Genomic DNA, 19,759 nt, shown 5'->3' on the forward strand with positions numbered 1-19,759 from the left:
AAGTCTCGGCGCGAAGGCATGTTGGTCTCCTTTATTTTGTTATTTTAGGTACGATGCCCGTAAACTAGAACATCGCTCTGGCTGGGGCTTGGTAATTGCAAGGAAAACCAACACGACGCTACTGTTTAACAGACTGCCGGAATTGGCATCACCTTGATACCTTGTAAATGTCCAAAGCCGCGACCGACAAGTGACGCCCGCGGCTTTGACGCCGTCCTTATTCCAAGTTGGCGTGTCTCGATCTCATTTCTTCTTCCGGGATACCCTTCTCATGAATGACATGGGAAATCGTAGCCTCGAGGAAAAGCAGAGTAGACAATTCAAATACGGTACCCATAGGCATGCCTCTGACTTTACCGTATTGTTCGGCACGACCGATTTGCAACGTAACGTCGGCCAAATCGCCGATAGTCGAATCGTCTTTGGCCGAAATCAGCGCGATTTTCGCACCCACTTCTTTAGCTTTCTTGGTGAAGGCCACCAGCTGCTCAGTTTCTCCGGAGCCGGAAATAATGATCAACAAGTCGCCGGCTTTAATACTAGGCGTGACGATTTCACCGACAACGCTGACATCATAGCCACCATGCATCAGCCGCATCGCGAAAAAATTACCGACCAATTTGGAGCGACCAGCACCAGAAATGAAGACGCGCTTAGCCTGGTCCAACATGTCGACCAAAGTTTTGTCGTACGAATCGGGTGTCGCTTCCAGAATGCTGGAAATTTTGCTTAAGACTAACTCTTGATGCATGACTTACACCGCCGCCACGTCGACCAATTCACGGATTTCACGAGCCGCTTCGGCAGGTGACGGAGCGCCGTAGATAGCCGCGCCGACCACGATAATGTTGGCTCCCGCTTTAACGGTTTGATCGATAGTGGCTGGTTTGATACCGCCGGCAACGGAAACGCGAACGTTCAAGCCCAGGTTGGCGACTTCGGCCAAGTCGGTGAAAGGCGTTTGACCGGCCGCTTGTGCGTCCAGACCGGTGTGTACACCCATGATTTGGGCGCCCAGCTTCGCGGATTCGCGAGCGCACTCGCCTTTGTTAGGCACGTTAATCAAGTCGACTTGCACTTCGGCAGCATATTTTTTAGCTGCCTTGATCACGCCACCAATAGTAGCCAGACCGGAAACACCCAATACGGTGCAGATGTCCGCGCCGGCAGCGTAGAAAGCACCAGCTTCGTATTCGCCGGCATCCATGGTTTTCAGGTCAACCAACAACAATTTATCGGGGTAACGTTGTCTCAGTTCTTTGACCAAATTGACACCGTTGTATTTGATGCAAGGGGTGCCAATTTCGAAAATGTCGACGTAAGGGGCTACTTGGTCAGCCAGCGCGACGGTTTGGTTGAAATCCAGTGAGTCCAACGCCATTTGAATTAATGGTCTTGCCATGTGATGTGCTCCGAAAAGTTTTAATTTTATTGATAGCTGATTCTCGCAAATTGCCACAACCCGCTAGGCTAGTCACGTACGTGTGATGCATCTGTAACTGTAAGATAGAAATAGCACGGCTGTCAATGCTTGACTGCCGCCAAATACAAAGCTTCAGGGCACTCGGACCAAGATTTTATCGACCGAAAAACCCAACATCGCAAACCGCGAAATTTCCCGATGGGAAATCGCCTTTTCAGGACGATAGTTGACTCTAAAACACCACCCGCTCATCCTAGCACTGTCTATGAAACGCTTATTTTTCGCGCTCTGGCCACCACTTGACGCCCTAGCCAAACTCCAGCAGCTAATTCAACACCTTGATCGCTCAATAACTCCTCTGGCTATCTCCAACTTGCATGTTACGTTGGTGTTTTTAGGCACTGTAAATCACAAACAAGAACGGGAACTGCGCAGACGAGCCAACACCATCAAATTTCACGGCGCCGAACTGACGTTCGACCGGCTCGATTTTTGGCAAAAACCCAGCATACTTTGCCTGACCTCCACCGACGGATTAACAGCCGTGAGCGAACTTTCCGAACAATTGACCAGAATCAGCAAGGGGCTGGACATACCAATCGACAACCGCCCCTTCACTCCACACATCACGCTATGTCGTAAAATCAAACGCCCACTCGATACCGAATTCGAACCGATAACTTGGCGCGCCACCGGCTTTTGCCTGGCCGAGTCGGTATCAAACTCCGGACGCCGCCAATATCGGGTTCTCGAGGAGTGGCCATCATTGTCATAAGCAGCCGATACAAACCTGAGGAGAACCGACCATGCCCATGCTGAAACTGCGCACTAACATCCCTATTACCGCCGAACAATCTCCTAACCTGCTGAAAGCCTTCTCGCACTTGCTAGCCCAGGAGACCGGAAAACCGGAACGCTATGTCATGATCGACATTTCCGGAAATCACTTCATGCTGTTTGCCGGCAGCGATTCTCCTTTAGCTTATTTGGAGTGCAAAAGCATAGGGCTCAGCGCCAGCCAAGCCACAAAGCTTTCAGCGTCCCTCTGCCAAATATTGTCCGAGGAACTCGGCATCGCTGGCGACCGAATTTACATTGAGTTCAGTAATTGTCCGGCTGAGTTTTGGGGCTGGAACAGCTCGACGTTCGGCTGACAGCGCAAAATCCGGCGCGCAAGCGCGCCGGTTCAGTCGCGTTATTTAGGCTTAACTTCGGATTTACCCTTGTCCGGCTTCTCGGCGCTTGCTGCCTTACCGGCTTTTTCCGTTTTTTCCGTTTTAGTATCAGATGGAACTGGCACACCATCGCCGAACAGAATATTTTTCTCGTTCGCCATCGCGGTTTTTTCGCCAATGCCTTTGACCGCCTCTAAATCCTTCAAACTTTTAAAATCACCATGCTCCTTGCGATACTGCACGATGGCCTCGGCTTTTTTCGGGCCGACTCCGGTTAAGGCAGTGGAAATTGCTTCCGCGTCTGCCTGATTGATATTGATGGGTTCAGCACTCACCCAAAACGAACAAAGCAATAGAACCAGAAATAGCTTTTTCATAATTCGACCTCGTAATTTAGTTAGAGATTAGGCTTAATCGGCTCATTCCATTAAGAATGACTTGAAAAGCTAGTCGATTGTAGAAGCTAAACCTATTTTTTCAATACGAAATTCCGAAAATAACTAACCCCTATGCCGTGGCGACAAACACAGCTCTGACAGGAGCCGGCAGGCCTTCGATAGTCTTATCCGAGTCGTTAGGATCCAAAAAGTCCGTCAGCGACTGAAAACGCATCCATTCGGTCGAACGCTGCTCTTCCACCGAGGTTTTTTCGACGTTCACCACCCTAACATCCTTGAAGCCGCAACGCCCCAACCAAACCGACAGCGCCTCGCAACTTGGCAAAAACCAGACGTTACGCATGCTGGCATAACGCCGCTCGGGCAGCAACACGCGGTCCGGACCGCCGTCGATCACCAAGGTTTCCAATACCAACTCGCCACCCGGCCTCAGGCAACCTTTCAATTCCAGCAAATGATCGATCGGCGAACGCCGGTGATATAAAACCCCCATCGAAAAAACCGTATCGAAAATTCCCAAGTCCGCCGGCACATCCTCTATACCCAGCGGCAAAACGAAGACTGGCGCATCGCCGCCGTGCAGACGACGAACCGCCTGAAATTGCATCACGCTCAACAGAGTCGGATCGATACCGATCACCATTCTGGCGCCGGCGCCCCACATCCGCCAGGCGTAGTAACCGTTTCCGCAACCGACATCCAGCACCAATCGGTTGCGCAACGGCGCAATGGCATCTTTAACACGACGCCACTTCCAATCGGAGCGCCATTCGGTGTCGATCTCGATACCGAAAAGACGATACGGCCCCTTCCGCCAAGGATGCAAGGCCATCAACCGCTCGCGTAACTCGGAGCGTGCCGTTTCGGAAATGTCCGAGTCGCCGCCGATTTGTACTTGATCGAGCAAGTCGCAAACGCTCGGTGTCAGAGGCGGCAATGCATCGACCACGCTCCGCCAGCGTCGCAAATCGCCATGCCCGGTTTCATCGAATGCCGTAGCTAACTGCCCCGGCAATAATGCCGCCCAGCGCTGACCTCCCGCCTCGACAAGCAAGTTGAATAAAGGCCGGTAATCGATCATTTCAACGCGATCATTGACGCGAAATTGAAGTACTGGAACCAAACCTCGACACTGGAAAACCCCGCTGCTTCCAGGCGCGCGCGATGCTCGGAGAAAGTCTCCGGTATCAAGACGTTCTCCAACGCAGTTCGCTTTTGACTGATCTCCAGTTCGCTATACCCTTGCGCTTTCTTGAACAGATGATGCATTTCGGTTTGCAGATCCTGCTGACGTTTGTCATCGAACGCCAGCTTCTCGGACAAGATCAACACGCCGCCAGGCAGTAGGCCGTCGTAAAGCCCAGCGATAAAGCGACCACGGTCTTCGAGAGGTATGAATTGCAGCGTGAAATTCAGCACAACCACCGATGCATCGCGAATTTCAATATCGCGAATATCGGCGCAACGCCATTCGATGTCGACCTCCGCCGGGGCCAGCTCAATATCGCGCCGACATTGCTCGATCATCGCCTCCGAACAGTCGACCGCCACGATTTTGCAGTTTCGGACAGCAATGTTGGCGCGCATGGCCAATGCCGCCGCACCTAACGAACATCCCAAGTCGTAACATCGACTGTTTTCGCGGGCGTAACGGCCGGCCAACAAACCAATTGCGGAAATCATCGTGCCGTAGCCCGGCACCGAGCGTCGAATCATGTCCGGAAAGACCTTGACGACGTTCTCGTCGAAGCTAAATGCCGCGATTTCGCCTAGCGGACTGGCGTATAAAGAATCTTTCGAAGCTGGCATGAGGAGCGACCGCGCTGGTTTGAACAAGCGCGGCCAAGCAAGACTGGCGAATGCTTAAGAATTGTTGGGGACGTTGTTGTTGCTGAGCGCCTCGGTATTGCGCTTGGCCAACTGATTGATCACTTCCTGCAACGATCCGGAACGTTCGACCTCGTTTTTAAAGCTGGTCCGATAGTTGGTGACTAAGCTAACACCCTCGATCAGGATGTCGTAGACTTTCCAAGCCCCTTTCTCGTTCAGCATACGGTAGTTGACCGCAATCGGCTGCAAGCCAGGTTGCAAGATTTCGGTTTTGATCAATACCTTTTTATCGTCGCCTTCGCTGCTAACCGGCAGAAAACGCACCGACCAGTCCTTGAACTCGACAAACGCTCTGGAATAGGTGCGAATCAACAGGGTTTGGAACTCCTTCTTAAAACCGTCCTTCTCGGCCGGCGTAGCGTCCTTCCACATTTTGCCGAGCACCAACGTCGAAATTAGGTCGAAATCGACATGCGGGTAGATCACGTCGTGTACGAACACCGTGATTTTTTTGAAATCCTGCGTAAACCCAGGCTCCTGCATGCGTTGCTTCAGCTTGTTCGAGGCGTCCTCGATAATCTTCTGCGGCTCGCCTTCCGCCGCCGCGCCGGAAGCCCAGCCCAACGCAGTCGCCGCCCAAATCGCCATCAATAAAAACTGCAAATAACGTTTGATATACATATAAACCATCTCTTAATAAGGATACAGGGCGCTAATTTCAGCCTTCCCAAACCATACACTGCTACAATTAAGGTCCGAAGCGGAAAACCCAGCCTCAGGCTCGACCAACCCGCGGAGGATCGGCAAACACCTCACTATTTTACTATGGAAAAGATGTCTACCCCTAACGACTTTTTCCCAACCACCCGGATGCGCCGCATGCGCTCCCAGAATTTTTCCCGCCGGTTAATGCGGGAAAACCGCCTGACTACCGACGACTTGATCTGCCCATTATTTGTCGTCGAAGGCCAATCCGTCCAACAAGCCGTGGCGTCGATGCCCGGCGTCAGCCGCCTGTCCATCGACCGGCTGTTGCGGGAAGCCGAATCCTTAGTCAAGTTGGGTATCCCCGCCGTCGCGCTCTTTCCGGTCGTCGACCCCGGTCAAAAATCGCTGAACGCAGAAGAAGCCTACAATCCCGACGGCCTGGCGCAACGTTGTACGCGAGCGTTGAAATCTGAATTTCCGGACCTCGGCGTAATTACCGACGTCGCGCTCGACCCGTTCACCACGCACGGCCAGGACGGCCTGATTGACGCTGACGGATACGTCGTCAACGACGCCACCGTCGACGTGCTGTGCAAACAAGCCCTATCCCATGCCGAGGCCGGTGCCGACATCGTCGCGCCGTCCGACATGATGGACGGCAGAATCGGTGCGATCCGCAACGTCCTGGAGTCCCAGGGCCACCCAAACACCCGCATTCTGGCCTATTCGGCCAAATATGCCTCCAGTTTCTACGGCCCGTTCCGCGACGCGGTCGGCTCGGCCGGCAATCTGGGCGGAGGCAACAAATACAGCTACCAAATGGACCCCGCCAATTCCGACGAAGCGATCCGCGAAATCGCGCTCGATTTACAAGAAGGCGCCGACATGATCATGGTTAAACCCGGCATGCCCTATCTGGACATCATTCGCCGCGCCAAGGATCGTTTCGGCGTTCCGACATTCGCTTACCAAGTCAGCGGCGAATACGCGATGCTGAAAGCCGCCGCCCAAAACGGCTGGCTAGACGAACGTCAGGCCGTGCTGGAATCCTTACTCGCCTTCAAACGGGCCGGCTGCGACGCAATTTTGACTTACTTCGCCAAACCGGCGGCACAATGGCTGCAACAAACCTAGATCGACAAGCCATGGCGACCGCGCGCGACATCCGCAATGCCGAACAGCGTCGGCAATCACGGCTGGAGGAAGGTGTATTTATTCTGCTCCTGTTGCTGTCCATGCTGGGTATCGCCGTCACCCGCTTTTCGCCGGAAGACGGTTACGCTTTCTGGTTATTCATGGTCACCGTATTCGCCGGCATTTCGATCGCCATCGGCCGGATGAAAGCCAAAAACCACACGTTCGACTTCGCCGCTGCGTTCAAGGAACAATTGCTGCATTGGGCCAGTGCGGTATTGGTCGCCGGCGGCGCGTTTCTGCTGCAGAAATCGGGCCGTATCGACGAAAACGCCGCGACGCTGGTGGTGTTGCTGATTCTGTCGTTGGCCACGATGCTGGACGGCATCCGTATCGGCTGGCAACTGGGTTTGATCGGCCTGTTTCTCGGCGCATGCGCGATTATTATCGCCTACGTTGAACAGTTCATGTTGCCCGTCAGCGTGCTCGCCGGCCTGCTCGTCATCGTCACCCTGTATTGGGAATTCAAATCCCGCAAACAAGCCGACCAATGACAGCCATCGACCAATACGCCGTATTCGGCCACCCGATTAACCACAGCAAATCGCCGCGCATCCACGGCCTATTCGCCGAGCAAACCGGTCAACGTCTGCAATACCGGGCGGCGGACGTACCGGCCGAGCTGTTTCGCTCCGCGGTAGAAACCTTCTTTGCCGACGGCGGCAAGGGTCTCAATTGCACGGTGCCGCTCAAGGAACTCGCCTGGCAATTCGCGGACCGCCTCGGCGACCGCGCCCTGCTCGCCAAAGCCGTCAACACCCTGGCACGCCAGACCGACGGCCGCATCCTCGGCGACAATACCGACGGCGTCGGTCTGCTCAACGACCTGACCATCAACCATCGCATTCCGTTGCGCGCCAGCCGGATCTTAGTGCTCGGGGCCGGCGGCGCGACACGCGGTATCGTCGCGCCGCTGCTGGAACAGGCACCGGCGCAGCTCGTCATCGCCAATCGGACACTCGAAAAAGCCGAGGCCATTGCCGACGAGTTTGCCGATCTTGGAGAGTTGCACGCCTGCGGCTACGCCGATTTGAACAGCCGCTTCGACGTCATTTTGAATGCAACCTCCGCCAGCTTGGGCGGCGACCTGCCGCCGCTGGCCGACGATATTCTCGCCGACGGCGGCTGCTGCTACGATTTGGCTTATGCCAACCAGCCTACCGCATTCGTAAACTGGGGCCTTAGGCACGGCGCCTCGCTAAGCCTCGACGGCTTGGGCATGCTGGTGGAGCAGGCCGCCGAGGCCTTCTATCTTTGGCGGGGCGTCAGACCGGACACCCGTCCGGTCATCGATTTGCTGAACCGCGAGCGAACGCTGCCGCCGCTTCGAAACGATTGACCTCCGTCCAACACCAACGACAATCACTCTTCCACGATCCATCATTGCTTAACGGACCAACATGAAGGCCATCAAATCATTATTCGGGAAAGTCTCCGGCAAATCCCCAGCCCCGCTGGGAACACAGCCCATCACGACCGAAACCTTGCGGCAACTCTTCCCAATCAGAAACCTGAGCGAAGAAATCCTGCAAACCTTCGCGGCCGAGAACCACGTCGAAACCTACTCAGCCGGTCGAACCCTGTTTTCGGTCAACGAGCCTTCGACCTGCGCGATTTTCTTGCTTGACGGAACCGTGGTTTTGGCCGATCAGCACGGTAAAGGTTACGAAATCAGCGCCGGCAGCGCGCAAGCCAAGTTTCCGATCTGTAGCGGTGCCAAACAAACCGCGACGGCCACCGCCAAAACCGACATTAGTATTCTGCGGGTGTCGTTAAAAATCATGCTCACCTCCGGCCGCTTCGACCACGGCAAACTGGACGTACCGGAAGACTTGCAAGGTAACCGCCTGTTATCGCTGTTCGCCGACCATTTCCAGCACCACCACCACGAACTGGAAATTCCGTCGCTGCCGGAAGTGGCGATCAAGTTGCGCCAAGCCATCCAAAAAGACGTCAATATCGATGACGCGGTCAAGATCATTCAACTCGACCCGGCTATCTCGGCCAAACTGATCGAAGTGGCCAACTGCCCGTTGTACTTGACCACTGTCCCCGCCAAAAACTGTAAGGATGCGGTGATCCGCATCGGCCTGAACGCCACGCGCAGCTTGGTCACCGCGCTGAGTATCAAGCAGATTTTCAAATCCAAATCGCCGCTGCTGAAGACTTACCTCGAAGATTTGTGGAAACAAAGCCTGTATTTGTCCAGCCTTTGTCACGTGCTGGCCAGCCATAGCCAGCAACAAAATCCGGAAGATGCGCTGTTGGCCGGGTTAACCTGCGACATTGGCGTGATTCCGTTTCTCAGCTTCGTGGCGGACTTGCCGCTCGAGTACCACAATGAGACCGAAATCGAACAAGCGATCCCCGTCGTCAGAGCGCCCGTCGGCGCGGTCGTGCTCAAGGAATGGGATTTTGCCGATGAGTTCATTCAGGCGGCCAAACATTCCAGCGATTGGTTTCACGCTAGCGGTGACACGTTAACACTGACCGACATTGTCGTGCTCTCTCGACTACATGCCTTGATCGGCAAAAAGGCCAACGCCGATCTGCCGGCAATCAGCGCGATCCCGGCCGCCGCCAAACTGAAAACCTTTTCGCTGTCGCCGGAAAACACGCTGGCGATCCTGCACGACGCAAAAGCCAAGATTCAGGAAGCTTTGAACACCTTCATCACTTGATATGTTCGGCAAGTTATTTAAACGGGCGGCGACCAAACCCGTCGCCGCGGCGAGCAACGGCGAACGTCCGGCCCACCGTCTGCCCATCGAGTTTTTACGCAAACTGATCCCGATCAGCGAGCTGGACAGCAAAGAACTGATAAAGCTGCCGATTGCGTTATGCCAGTTCAATGCCGGGGACATCGTCTTCAATCGCGGCGAAGCCTCCGACACCTTGATTTATCTCTACAGCGGCAAAGTGTTTCTGGAGTCGGCCAACGGCGGATACACGGTTGAAGAGAATACCTTCAAGGCCTGCTATCCGTTGGCGGCTCACGGCGAACATAGCGTCAGCGCCATTGCCCAAACCCCATCCCAGCTGATTTACCTACCACTATCGTTACTGCGACAAAGCAGCGCTCAGCCACACAATCCGCTGGCAAACCGCGCCAATCCGCCCGCCGAACTGCGTAATAGCCGGCTATTCGCGAAACTTTGCGCGGCCTACGACGCCGACGCGCTGCAAGTCCCCAGCCTGCCCGACGTCGCCTTAAGGCTGCGTAGTGCATTGCAAAAAGACATCAGCGTCGCCGATGCGGTGAAAATCGTAAATCTGGACCCGGCGATTTCGTCCAAACTGGTACAGGTCGCCAACAGTCCGATCTACCGAGGCTTAAAGCCGGTCAGTAATAGCCACGATGCGGTCAATCATCTGGGCTTCAAAATTACTCAAAATCTGGTCACCAGCGTCAGCCTGCACCAATTGTTCCGCAGCACCAATAAAGTGCTTCAGCAAAAATCCCAGCAAACCTGGAAGCAGAGCATACAAATCGCCAGTTTGAGTTGTACCTTGGCCGGTCTCGGTAAAAAGATCAACGCCGACGAAGCCTTGCTTGCCGGCCTGACTCACAATATCGGCGTCTTGCCTATCATTACATTGGCTGGTAGCCTGCCCGCTTCAGAGTACACCGAGGCCGAACTCGACGCTTGCATCGACTACCTACAGGGGCTATTCGGCACTTTCATCCTGAAAAAATGGCATTTTCCGGACACGCTGATCCAAATTCCGGCGCAAACCGGAAACTGGTATTACGACGCCGGCGAGGGCCTGCAATTGCACGACATTGTATTGTTGGCCAAATTTCACAGTCAGTTGGGGGGCATCCGGATGCACAAATTGCCGCCTCTGAACACCTTGCCGGCGTTTCATAAACTGGACGACTGCGCTTTAACGCCCGACATGTCCCTGCAAGTACTGCAGGACGCCAAACAGCAAATCGCCGAGGCCTTGGCATTTTTCCGGGCCTGACATGAACTGGTTCACGCGCCTCTTCAAAAAAACGCCGCCGCCAACGTCTTCGGCGCCAACCAACATCGCCGCGAAAAACGTAAACATACCGGTGGAAATACCGGGCGTGACACCGCCGATGTCGACGCTCAAACAATCCCTGCCTCCGGCGGAACTCAAGCAATTCGTCCCTCTACGCAATCTCGACGATGCCCATTTGGCCGCGCTGCCGCGCAAAACCCTCCGCTACGCCAAACATTCTGTGATTTTCACCTTCGACCAGCGCACCGACAGCGTGTTTTATTTAGTGCGAGGGCGGCTCAGCATGCAACCCGACAGCGACAGCAGCTACGAAATCGTCGCCGACACCCCGCGAGCCCATCTGCCGTTAAACAGCGCCACGCGTTGCGGCGCCACCGCCACCGCGCTCGACGACGTCTTGATCCTGGAAGTCTCGATAGAGCTGAACCGGCTATGGTCCGACCACTGCCGAGAATCGACCAGCTGTGTTGAACTGGTGGATATCGAACTCCCCGAGTCGTTGAACGGCCACCAGTTCTTTATCAGCTTTGCCCAAGCCTACCGGGAAAATCAGTTAAGGTTGCCCTCGTTACCCGACGTCGCGCTTAAACTCAAGGAAGCGATGCGCAAGGAGATAGGGATAGCCGACGCCGTCGAAATTATTCAACTCGATCCGCCCATCGTCGCCAAACTGATTCAGGTTGCCAACAGCGCTCTGTATTCCACCGGCAACACGATCCACAATTGCCACGACGCGGTATCGCGCATCGGCCTCAACGCGACTCGCAACTTGGTTCTCGGCATCAGCTTGAAGCAACTGTTCCATTGCAAGGATCCTGCGCTGATGAAAGCCATGCAAGCGTTATGGCGTAGCAGTTTGTACGTCTCCAGCCTCAGCTTCGTGCTGGCCCAGGCGTGCAGCCGCATCAACCCGGAAGACGCATTGCTGGCCGGCTTGGTCGCCGACATTGGCGCGATACCGCTACTGCATTTTGCCGAGCACTTCCCGGACGCCAGCCCCAGCCTGGAGGAGTTACAAGCCTCGCTAACCTATCTGCGCGCTCCGGTCGGCACTCTGGTACTGCATACCTTGGGCTTCTCTGAAACCCTAACCGGCATTCCGCCGCTCGCCGAAAATTGGCTGTATGACAGCGGCCCGGAACTGACGCTGAGCGACATTGTCATGCTAGCCAAATTACACAGCTATTTCGGTAGCGGCAAATCCCGCGACCTACCCTATATTTGCTCGATACCGGCCTACGCCAAACTCAGCGAGGGCAAGCTCAACCCCGATTTTTCGCTTTCCGTGTTACAAAAGGCTCAGGCCCGCGTGCAGGCGGCGATGCAACTGTTATCCTGATTTTTTCCGATTACTTTCCGGCTACCGTAATGACCAATCCTTTATTAGAACGTACCGAACTCCCGCAATTTTCCAAAATTCTGCCCGAACATGTCGAACCGGCGATCGATCAATTACTGGCCAATGCTCGCGCCGCCATTGATACCCAGCTAGCAGGCGGCGGCCCCTACACTTGGCATAACCTGATCGAGCCCATCGAGGAAGCCGAAGACCGCTTGAACAAGGCTTGGTCGCCGGTCAGCCACATGAATTCGGTCGTGAACAGCGACGCCATGCGCGACGCCTACAACGCCTGCCTTGGCAAACTCAGCGCCTACGCCACCGAAACCGGCCAAAACAAGGCGCTGCAACAAGCCTACAAAGCCATTCGCGACAGCGATGAATTCGCCAATCTCGAACCCGCCCAACAAAAGATTATCGATAACGCACTACGCGATTTTCATTTGTCCGGTGTCGACCTTCCAGCCGAGCAACAAGCGCGCTACAAGGAGATCAGTCAGCAACTGTCCAAGTTGGCCAGCCAGTTCGAGGAAAACCTGCTCGACGCCACCAACGCCTGGCACAAGCAAATTACCCATCTCGACGATTTGGCCGGCCTGCCCGAGTCGGCCATCGCCCAAGCCAAGCAGGCTGCCGAAGCCGAAGGCAAGGACGGCTGGTTGATCAATCTACAATTTCCGTCCTATCTGGCGATCATGACCTACGCCGACAATCGGGAACTGCGGCGCGAGCATTACGAAGCCTTCTGCACCCGCGCATCCGACCAAGGTCCACACGCCGGCCAATGGGACAACACCGACATCATGGAGCAGATTTTGGCTCTGCGCCACGAAAAGGCCCAATTGCTGGGATTCAGCAATTACGCGGAATATTCACTGGCCACCAAAATGGCCAAGTCCACCGACGATGTGGTCAAATTTCTGGAAGACCTGGCCGACAAATCCTGGCGCCAGGCGCGCCGCGACCTGACCGAGCTGAAGGAATACGCCGCCCAGGAACACGGCCTGCACGATCTGCAAGCCTGGGACATCGGCTACTACTCGGAAAAAATGCGCCAGCACTGCTATCAATTGTCGCAAGAAGAAGTGAAGACCTACTTTCCGGACAATAAAGTCGTACCCGGCTTGTTCGCGATCGTCGAACGCCTGTATGGTCTGCAAATCAGCGAAATCCGGGAGTTCGACGCCTGGCACCCGGATGTACGCTTTTATCAAATTGTCGACAAGGACGGCGCACTACGCGGCCGCTTCTTCCTGGACTTGTACGCCCGCGCCAAGAAGCGCGGCGGCGCCTGGATGGACGATTGCGTCTGCCGCAAGAAAACCTCGACCGGCCTGCAAACGCCAGTCGCCTACCTGACCTGCAACTTCACGCCGCCGATCGCCAGGGATGGTGGGAGTGCGGTAACGAGTATGGAACTCGTACCGCCGACCGGCAACGACCCCGCCCTGCTAACCCACGACGAAGTGGAAACCCTGTTCCACGAATTCGGCCACGGTCTGCATCACATGCTGACCCGGATCGACCACCTCGGCGTGTCCGGCATCAACGGCGTGGAATGGGACGCGGTGGAACTGCCCAGCCAGTTCATGGAAAACTGGTGCTGGGACAGGGAAGCCCTGGGCCTGATTTCCGGCCATTACCAAACCGGAGAGGCATTGCCGGATGCGCTGTACGATAAGATGCTCGCCGCGAAAAACTTTCAGGCCGGCATGATGATGGTGCGGCAACTGGAATTCAGCCTGTTCGACTTCAAAATTCACCAGCACTACGACCCGGCCAAGGGAGGACGGATTTATCAAACCTTGCAGCAAGTGCGCGAGCAAGTCGCGGTGGTCAAGCCGCCCGAATTCAACCGCTTCGCCCACAGCTTCTCGCACATCTTCGCGGGCGGTTACGCGGCCGGTTATTACAGCTATAAATGGGCGGAAGTCCTGTCGGCCGACGCCTTCTCGCTGTTCGAGGAAAAAGGCATTTTCGACCGCGCTACCGGTGAATCCTTCCTGCGCAATATCCTGGAACAAGGCGGCAGCAGCGACGCAATGACTTTATTTAAAAACTTCCGCGGCCGCGAACCGCGGATTGACGCCTTGCTACGGCACAACGGGATTGCCGCTTAGCGACGGCAGCGTGAACCAGGCTGGTCGAGAACCCGTTAGTCAAGAACCGGTCGTTCGCAATCGAACTGAACCGGTTCGGACAGTTCTCACCGCCGGCACTCCCCCGTTTGTAAGACATGCTTTGATCGCCTGAAACTTGAATCGAGAGAATCTCGGCTACCTGAAACTCAGACCATCTGCCGTTGGGAATACAGGCGGCGATCACTACCCACAGCCTCGCCAAGCCGCACCGCCTCGTGTCGGCACATCGCGAGCTACCGCGCACCGGGTCCGACCAGCGCGCTGGCGTTTTTCAAAGGGCGTAAGCAGCGTTAAGCCTGGCTGTCCACGATGCAACGGCCAACTCAACCGGCCATGGTCGTCGCGGAGACAAAAGTTTCCGCCGGGCTTCGTTCTATCACTTGCACCCGCTGGGTAATCCCGCAGAGTAAGGTATAAGGTATCGTGTCGGCGTGACGGGCGATTTCCTCGACCGGCAAGGCCTCGCCCCACAACGTGACCGGATCGCCGGGCTGGGCGTCCGGCTGGCTATTAAGATCGACGGTGATCATGTCCATCGATACCCGACCTATCAATGACACCCGCCGACCATTGACCAGTACTGGCGCGCCGCTTTGAGTGTGGCGGTGGTAGCCGTCCCCGTAGCCTATCGACACCACCCCAAGCCGGGTCGGTTGCCGGCAAGTCCAGGTGCCGCTGTAACCGACCGATTCGCCGGCGGCCACGTACTTGACCGCGATCAACCGCGAATGCAGACTCATCACCGGCCGTAGACCGAAATCCGCGCCGGTTTTACCGGCAAACGGCGAGCAGCCGTACAGCATCAATCCCGGCCTGACCCAATCCCCCCCCCTAACCTGTGCCGAGTTGGAAGACACGTTGGGCCAGCCAATGATGCCGGCCGAATTAGCGATACTACGCTGACCGGGGAAGTCTTTGACCGCATGGTTGAATACGTCGATCTGGCGGCGGGTTTTGTCGTCGAGCAAGTCGTCGGCGTTGGCGAAATGGGTAATCAGATTGATCGGTTGCGCGACGGCGACACAATCGGCCAGCGCCTGATAAGCGGCCAAAAAGTCGCCGCCCTTGAAACCCAGGCGGTTCATACCGGTATCCATTTTCAACCAAACCGGTAATTTTTCGGATTCCGGCGCCAGTTGCCGCAAAATGCCGATTTGCTGCGGCGTATGAATCACCGCCGCTAGTTTGTGGCGTACCATCAAACGCAGCTCGTCCAGGCATACGAAGCCCTGCAAGACCGTAATCGCTTGCGTGAATCCGGCCTCGCGCAAGCGCACGCCTTCGTCGACCCGCGCCACCGCGAAACCGTCGGCCTCGGCCAACGCCGCCGCCACTCTATCCATACCGTGGCCGTAGCCGTTGGCCTTGATCACGGCCATGATCCGGTTGTTCGGCGCATAACGTTTAACCTGGGCCAGATTGTGGCGGGCGGCGTCCAGATCCAGATGCACGTAAGCGGCCGGCGTCATTCGTAATCCTCGCTACCGGTATAAACGCCCGCGAAGTTTTCGAAGCGGGTGTATTGGCCGAGGAAGGTCAGTCGCACCGTGCCTAGCGGACCGTTCCGCTGCTTGCCGATGATGACTTCGGCTATACCTTTGTCCGGACTGTCCTCGTGATACACCTCGTCGCGATACACGAAAATGATCAAATCGGCATCCTGCTCGATCGCGCCGGATTCGCGCAAGTCCGACATCACCGGCCGCTTGTTTGGACGTTGCTCCAGATTCCGGTTAAGCTGCGATAGCGCGATCACCGGCACGTTGAGCTCCTTGGCCAGCGCCTTCAGGCCGCGCGAGATGTCGGAAATCTGCTGCACCCGGTTATCGCCGCTGGACGGCGATTGCATCAATTGCAAATAGTCGAGCACGATCAAGCCCAGTTGGCCGTGTTCGCGGGTCAGCCTGCGGGCGCGGGAACGCACCTCGGTCGGCGTCAGCGCCGGGGTGTCGTCGATAAACATTTTGGTCTCGGCCAACAGATTGATCGCCGAGGTCAAGCGCGGCCAGTCGTCGTCGTCCAGTTTGCCGGTCCTCACCTTGTGCTGATCGATCCGGCCCAGCGACGACATCATCCGCATCGCCAGCGCTTCGCCCGGCATCTCCATACTGAATACGGCGACCGGCATCCCGCTTTTCAAAGCCACGTTTTCGGCCATGTTCATCGCGATCGTGGTCTTGCCCATCGAAGGCCTTCCGGCGACGATAATCAAGTCGGACGGTTGCAGTCCGGAAGTTTTTTCGTCGAGGTCGGTGAAGCCGGTACTGGCGCCGGTGATGTCGCCGTCCTGCTCGTACAGCATTTCGATCTTGTCCACCGCCTTGGCCAGCAAGGATTTGATCGACGCAAAACCGCCTTGACCGCGTTGGCGTTGCTCGGCGATTTCGAATACCTTGCGCTCGGCGTTTTCCAGCAAATCGGCAGTTTCCCGACCCTCGGTGGTGAAGGCCGAGTCGGAAATTTCGGTACCGACATGAATCAGCTGCCGCAAGACCGAGCGGTCGCGGACGATGTTGGCATAGGCGACGATATTGGCGGCGCTGGGCGTGTCGCGCGCCAGTGAAGCCAGATACGCGAGGCCGCCGCCGTCCTGCAGTTCGCCGGTGGCTTCCAAGACTTCCGAAATCGTCACGACATCGAACGGATCCTGTTTCTCGGCCAATTGAGCAATCGCGCGAAAGATCAAACGGTGATCACGCCGATAGAAATCGCCCTCGACGATTTTATCGGCCACCGAATCCCAGGTGCGATTATCCAGCAGCAGGCCACCCAGCACGGATTGTTCGGCCTGGATCGAATGCGGCGGGACTTTCAGAGACTCGACGGCTTGATCGGGAGAAAAGTAATAATCTTCGGACATGGCAACGGAAAGGGCGAATACTGGCCGTGCATTATAACCGGCTAACTACTCGGACAGACTGATGGCGACGACCTCGCATGCCGACGGAAAATGCAAAGTATATCGTTCGGCGAGTAGGCCGCGTACCAATACATCTCGGACGACTAGCGGTTTCAATTTTGTCAGGGCCTACCCACATCTCACCGGCAATTGACCACCAACAACGCTACGACCGCTGTTTTGCGCTACGTCTTCCTTTAGCAGCCAAGCTCGGCTTTCTCGGACTCTAGGGCACAAAAAAGCCGGTTTCACCCGGCTGTTTGCTGATCTGCAATAATAGGCCCGTAGCCCTTTTGTATGAATTGATTTTTGGTTAGCGTTATTGCTCAACCTCGATATCGCGCCAAGCTTCGACGGCAAACAACGCCAGTTCTTTCACCACTGTAAGAATAAATCTGACCGCGCCGTAACCGAGCCCCGCCAAGATCAAGATAGCTAGTATTTTCATAGTACCTCCCAATTAAAGCCTCCCGTTTGGCGAGTTTGCCACTTTCCCGATAAAACTCAATAGCCCCTTTCAGGGGTTTTGGCAACACAATCAATGAAGTACAACAACAATACAATTTAAAACAAGCCGTTAAAATTCATTGTTAAAGTAAATTAAATTTCAACATCTCGCGGAAGTTTTCCGATTTTTGGCTACGCCGGACCGGATTGCGGCATTTTTGCCGGAATCGGATACAAAGAAGATTCATCAATGCCATCCGCGCCAATCGGCTCGACCGCGCCCCGCTGACCCGCCAACAGCGAAAAGTTTCCCGAGAAAAAATACTTGGCGTTAAAATCCGCGCCTTTAACCGCGTTGTCTATGGAGCAGCAGTCCGATGGGTAGAGCCTACCAGAACAGAAAGGTGTCGATGGCCAAAACGGCCGATGCGAAGACCAAGGTATACAGCAAATACGGCCGCGAAATTTATGTCTGCGCCAAGTCCGGTGGCGTCGATCCGTCCGGCAATTTGACCTTACGCGGACTTATCGACCGGGCTAAAAAGGATCAGGTTCCCGGCCACGTCATCGACAAAGCCCTAGACAAAGCCAAGGGCGGCGGCGGCGAGGACTTCGCGCCGGCTCGCTATGAAGGTTTTGGCCCGGGCGGTTGCATGGTGATCGTCGATTGCTTGACCGACAATCCGAATCGCACGTTCGGCGACGTGCGCCTGTGTTTTACCAAAACCAAATGTAAGATAGGCACGCAGGGCACCGTCAGCCATATGTTCGATCACGCCGCGATTCTGGCGTTTCGCCACGATGACGAAGACAGCGTTCTCGAAGCCCTACTGAGCGCCGACGTCGATGTCAGCGATATTGAAAACGACGAAGGCAAGTTAACGGTATTCACGCCGCAAGCCGACTATTTCAAAGCCAAGCAGGCGCTGACCGACTTGCTAGGTGAAATCGATTTCGAAGTCGATGAAATTCAGTTTTTACCGAAGGGTTCAACGCCGATCGCGGGCGACGACGCGGTGTTATTCGAAAAATTTTTAGATATGCTGAATGAACTGGATGACGTGCAAAACGTTTATCACGACGCCGCCTATTGACCGCGAGGAATCGGGAAAAAACTGCGGCAATTTGTCGCAGTTTTTCTGGACAACCCGGTTTTAATCTCTTAGAATGCATTCACCTTGAATTAGGTCGATGCGATTGGCAAGAATCGTCATCTTTCAACGGGGGAGGAGAGCGGCCAGTTCGCTGGTAAAACAACAACAATAAGCGCAGCAAGTTAAGCTGTCGAAATCAATTCGACAGACGTCCAAAACACAATAATAAACCGGACGAAGCCCGCGATATGCGGGCTTTTTTATGCCCCGAGCAAAATCAGCGAAAAAAATGAAAATCGCTAGCACGCCGGAACGACCGAAATCGCTGTTCTCATCCGCTATGTTTTCACGAAAGCTCGCCCAGACAATCGAACGCCAAATCGAGTAACACCGGCCGCATCGCGGCCGCACTGCCTAAATGCTCGGCAATCAGAATTTCGACCTCCGGCGCCTGACAGCGCATGCCCTCCACTTGCGCCGGAATATCGATGCCAACATGACGACCGGCCGCCAAAAAGTAAGGTAAGACGACAATACGCCGCGCGCCGGCCGCAATTTGCCTACGTAAACCGTCCGAGATGCTCGGTTCGGCAATTTCCAGGAATGCGCACGCGACACCGGCATAACGGCTGCCGATGGCCAAGGTGTCCGCCAATCGACGAATCTCGTCGTTAGCTTGTTCTAGGCGACTGCCGTGCGCGACCAGTAACAAGTGAGTGTTCATCGTTTTCATTCGATGTCCTTAGAGATTTGGTGGCGTCGCGACCCACTAACATACGTCGCGAACGGCGACACCAGGGAGGGAGAGGTTCCCGCGACAAAACCTGCGCATTGCTAGGCGTTCAGGCATTGATATCGGCAAATTGGTCTACCGAGTACTGAGACGACACTCGTTTGAAACCTCCATTCCTCCCCCGGTCCGAACCTCGCCAGCAACCTTGTTCTTTGCGCCAGCGATGACAAAAGCACCGCAAAAGTTTCCGCCAGTGTGCCGCGATTGCAGACCGTTGCAGAGAAATTTTCCGCGCGCGATTCGCCTAACCGGCTCCGACGCCTACCATCCACCGAAACACCGGATAGGACTATACTGTCCGCAAACCCTGACGCCGTATCCTAAGCGG

The 19,759-nt window shown here is 55.5% G+C and carries 20 protein-coding genes; 10 read left to right on the forward strand and 10 right to left on the reverse strand.

Translation table 11 applies throughout. The features are described 5' to 3' along the window. Window positions 1-217: 217 nt before the first annotated feature. Both hxlB and hxlA read right to left on the reverse strand, forming a co-directional pair. Window positions 218-751 (reverse strand): 6-phospho-3-hexuloisomerase, encoded by a 534-nt coding sequence (gene hxlB, locus A1355_RS26200; RefSeq protein WP_064029919.1) that lies wholly within the window; start codon window positions 749-751, stop codon window positions 218-220. Window positions 752-754: 3 nt separating this feature from the next. Beyond that, on the reverse strand, window positions 755-1,402 hold the full coding sequence (hxlA, locus tag A1355_RS26205; protein WP_064029921.1) for a 3-hexulose-6-phosphate synthase: 648 nt from the start codon (window positions 1,400-1,402) through the stop codon (window positions 755-757). Window positions 1,403-1,688: 286 nt separating this feature from the next. On the opposite strand from hxlA, the gene thpR reads away from it, so the two are divergent. Then, a complete protein-coding gene (thpR, locus tag A1355_RS15915) occupies window positions 1,689-2,198 on the forward strand; it encodes an RNA 2',3'-cyclic phosphodiesterase (protein ID WP_064030011.1) in 510 nt (169 codons plus the stop codon). A 37-nt stretch (window positions 2,199-2,235) separates the two neighbouring features. Continuing rightward, on the forward strand, window positions 2,236-2,577 hold the full coding sequence (locus tag A1355_RS15920; RefSeq protein WP_331710125.1) for a phenylpyruvate tautomerase MIF-related protein: 342 nt from the start codon (window positions 2,236-2,238) through the stop codon (window positions 2,575-2,577). A gap of 41 nt (window positions 2,578-2,618) precedes the next feature. Here the strand turns inward: A1355_RS15920 and A1355_RS15925 are convergent, their stop codons facing one another. The 4 genes from A1355_RS15925 to A1355_RS15940 all read right to left on the reverse strand — a co-directional run bounded on the left by A1355_RS15925 (window position 2,619) and on the right by A1355_RS15940 (window position 5,507). Further along, window positions 2,619-2,975: a ComEA family DNA-binding protein gene (locus A1355_RS15925; RefSeq protein ID WP_064029925.1), complete on the reverse strand. Its 357-nt coding sequence runs from the start codon at window positions 2,973-2,975 to the stop codon at window positions 2,619-2,621. Window positions 2,976-3,105: 130 nt separating this feature from the next. Beyond that, window positions 3,106-4,074 carry a tRNA 5-methoxyuridine(34)/uridine 5-oxyacetic acid(34) synthase CmoB gene (gene cmoB / locus A1355_RS15930; protein WP_396643630.1) on the reverse strand — a complete coding sequence of 323 codons (969 nt, stop codon included), beginning with the start codon at window positions 4,072-4,074 and terminating at the stop codon, window positions 3,106-3,108. Beyond that, window positions 4,074-4,805 carry a carboxy-S-adenosyl-L-methionine synthase CmoA gene (gene cmoA, locus A1355_RS15935; protein ID WP_064029928.1) on the reverse strand — a complete coding sequence of 244 codons (732 nt, stop codon included), beginning with the start codon at window positions 4,803-4,805 and terminating at the stop codon, window positions 4,074-4,076. The genes cmoB and cmoA overlap by 1 nt, the downstream gene beginning before the upstream one ends. A gap of 54 nt (window positions 4,806-4,859) precedes the next feature. Next, window positions 4,860-5,507 (reverse strand): MlaC/ttg2D family ABC transporter substrate-binding protein, encoded by a 648-nt coding sequence (locus tag A1355_RS15940; RefSeq protein WP_064029930.1) that lies wholly within the window; start codon window positions 5,505-5,507, stop codon window positions 4,860-4,862. Between the two features lie 144 nt (window positions 5,508-5,651). On the opposite strand from A1355_RS15940, the gene hemB reads away from it, so the two are divergent. From hemB to prlC, 7 genes are all read left to right on the forward strand, one after another. Beyond that, a complete protein-coding gene (gene hemB / locus A1355_RS15945) occupies window positions 5,652-6,668 on the forward strand; it encodes a porphobilinogen synthase (RefSeq protein WP_082885584.1) in 1,017 nt (338 codons plus the stop codon). Window positions 6,669-6,679: 11 nt separating this feature from the next. Next, window positions 6,680-7,222, forward strand: coding sequence for a hypothetical protein (locus tag A1355_RS15950; protein WP_064030015.1), 543 nt, complete (start codon window positions 6,680-6,682; stop codon window positions 7,220-7,222). Continuing rightward, window positions 7,219-8,067: a shikimate dehydrogenase gene (gene aroE / locus A1355_RS15955; protein ID WP_064029932.1), complete on the forward strand. Its 849-nt coding sequence runs from the start codon at window positions 7,219-7,221 to the stop codon at window positions 8,065-8,067. The genes A1355_RS15950 and aroE overlap by 4 nt, the downstream gene beginning before the upstream one ends. Window positions 8,068-8,128: 61 nt before the next feature. Continuing rightward, window positions 8,129-9,409 (forward strand): HDOD domain-containing protein, encoded by a 1,281-nt coding sequence (locus A1355_RS15960; RefSeq protein WP_064029934.1) that lies wholly within the window; start codon window positions 8,129-8,131, stop codon window positions 9,407-9,409. Between the two features lies 1 nt (window position 9,410). Then, on the forward strand, window positions 9,411-10,697 hold the full coding sequence (locus A1355_RS15965) for an HDOD domain-containing protein (protein WP_064029936.1): 1,287 nt from the start codon (window positions 9,411-9,413) through the stop codon (window positions 10,695-10,697). Window position 10,698: 1 nt separating this feature from the next. Beyond that, window positions 10,699-12,057 carry an HDOD domain-containing protein gene (locus A1355_RS15970; RefSeq protein WP_064029938.1) on the forward strand — a complete coding sequence of 453 codons (1,359 nt, stop codon included), beginning with the start codon at window positions 10,699-10,701 and terminating at the stop codon, window positions 12,055-12,057. A gap of 29 nt (window positions 12,058-12,086) precedes the next feature. Further along, window positions 12,087-14,177, forward strand: coding sequence for an oligopeptidase A (gene prlC, locus A1355_RS15975; protein ID WP_064029940.1), 2,091 nt, complete (start codon window positions 12,087-12,089; stop codon window positions 14,175-14,177). Window positions 14,178-14,521: 344 nt separating this feature from the next. Here the strand turns inward: prlC and alr are convergent, their stop codons facing one another. From alr to A1355_RS26445, 3 genes are all read right to left on the reverse strand, one after another. Continuing rightward, entirely contained in the window at window positions 14,522-15,667 is a 1,146-nt protein-coding gene (alr, locus tag A1355_RS15980; RefSeq protein WP_064029943.1) for an alanine racemase, read from the reverse strand. Beyond that, complete coding sequence (dnaB, locus tag A1355_RS15985) at window positions 15,664-17,058, reverse strand: replicative DNA helicase (RefSeq protein WP_064029946.1); 1,395 nt, start codon at window positions 17,056-17,058, stop codon at window positions 15,664-15,666. The genes alr and dnaB overlap by 4 nt, the downstream gene beginning before the upstream one ends. A 358-nt stretch (window positions 17,059-17,416) precedes the next feature. After that, on the reverse strand, window positions 17,417-17,545 hold the full coding sequence (locus A1355_RS26445; RefSeq protein WP_269454764.1) for a hypothetical protein: 129 nt from the start codon (window positions 17,543-17,545) through the stop codon (window positions 17,417-17,419). Between the two features lie 376 nt (window positions 17,546-17,921). Here A1355_RS26445 and A1355_RS15990 point away from each other — a divergent pair, with 376 nt between their 5' ends. Next, entirely contained in the window at window positions 17,922-18,638 is a 717-nt protein-coding gene (locus A1355_RS15990; RefSeq protein ID WP_064029947.1) for a YebC/PmpR family DNA-binding transcriptional regulator, read from the forward strand. 346 nt (window positions 18,639-18,984) lie between these two features. On the opposite strand, the gene A1355_RS15995 is transcribed toward A1355_RS15990, so the two are convergent. Then, window positions 18,985-19,371 carry a sirohydrochlorin chelatase gene (locus A1355_RS15995; protein WP_231883692.1) on the reverse strand — a complete coding sequence of 129 codons (387 nt, stop codon included), beginning with the start codon at window positions 19,369-19,371 and terminating at the stop codon, window positions 18,985-18,987. Window positions 19,372-19,759 lie beyond the last annotated feature (388 nt).

Source organism: Methylomonas koyamae (assembly GCF_001644025.1).
In the GTDB taxonomy this organism is placed as follows: Bacteria; Pseudomonadota; Gammaproteobacteria; order Methylococcales; family Methylomonadaceae; genus Methylomonas; species Methylomonas koyamae_A.

Bases quoted from the DNA above. Each gene is read 5' to 3' on its own strand.
- A1355_RS15960 (WP_064029934.1), top strand. From the start codon at position 8,129: ATGAAGGCCATCAAATCATTATTCGGGAAAGTCTCCGGCAAATCCCCA.
- A1355_RS15990 (WP_064029947.1), top strand. From the start codon at position 17,922: ATGGGTAGAGCCTACCAGAACAGAAAGGTGTCGATGGCCAAAACGGCC.
- A1355_RS15965 (WP_064029936.1), top strand. From the start codon at position 9,411: ATGTTCGGCAAGTTATTTAAACGGGCGGCGACCAAACCCGTCGCCGCG.
- alr (WP_064029943.1), bottom strand. From the start codon at position 15,667: ATGACGCCGGCCGCTTACGTGCATCTGGATCTGGACGCCGCCCGCCAC.
- hxlB (WP_064029919.1), bottom strand. From the start codon at position 751: ATGCATCAAGAGTTAGTCTTAAGCAAAATTTCCAGCATTCTGGAAGCG.
- hxlA (WP_064029921.1), bottom strand. From the start codon at position 1,402: ATGGCAAGACCATTAATTCAAATGGCGTTGGACTCACTGGATTTCAAC.
- cmoA (WP_064029928.1), bottom strand. From the start codon at position 4,805: ATGCCAGCTTCGAAAGATTCTTTATACGCCAGTCCGCTAGGCGAAATC.
- A1355_RS15920 (WP_331710125.1), top strand. From the start codon at position 2,236: ATGCTGAAACTGCGCACTAACATCCCTATTACCGCCGAACAATCTCCT.
- thpR (WP_064030011.1), top strand. From the start codon at position 1,689: ATGAAACGCTTATTTTTCGCGCTCTGGCCACCACTTGACGCCCTAGCC.
- A1355_RS26445 (WP_269454764.1), bottom strand. From the start codon at position 17,545: ATGAAAATACTAGCTATCTTGATCTTGGCGGGGCTCGGTTACGGCGCG.
- dnaB (WP_064029946.1), bottom strand. From the start codon at position 17,058: ATGTCCGAAGATTATTACTTTTCTCCCGATCAAGCCGTCGAGTCTCTG.
- A1355_RS15940 (WP_064029930.1), bottom strand. From the start codon at position 5,507: ATGTATATCAAACGTTATTTGCAGTTTTTATTGATGGCGATTTGGGCG.
- A1355_RS15995 (WP_231883692.1), bottom strand. From the start codon at position 19,371: ATGAAAACGATGAACACTCACTTGTTACTGGTCGCGCACGGCAGTCGC.
- A1355_RS15950 (WP_064030015.1), top strand. From the start codon at position 6,680: ATGGCGACCGCGCGCGACATCCGCAATGCCGAACAGCGTCGGCAATCA.
- prlC (WP_064029940.1), top strand. From the start codon at position 12,087: ATGACCAATCCTTTATTAGAACGTACCGAACTCCCGCAATTTTCCAAA.
- A1355_RS15925 (WP_064029925.1), bottom strand. From the start codon at position 2,975: ATGAAAAAGCTATTTCTGGTTCTATTGCTTTGTTCGTTTTGGGTGAGT.
- A1355_RS15970 (WP_064029938.1), top strand. From the start codon at position 10,699: ATGAACTGGTTCACGCGCCTCTTCAAAAAAACGCCGCCGCCAACGTCT.
- aroE (WP_064029932.1), top strand. From the start codon at position 7,219: ATGACAGCCATCGACCAATACGCCGTATTCGGCCACCCGATTAACCAC.
- hemB (WP_082885584.1), top strand. From the start codon at position 5,652: ATGGAAAAGATGTCTACCCCTAACGACTTTTTCCCAACCACCCGGATG.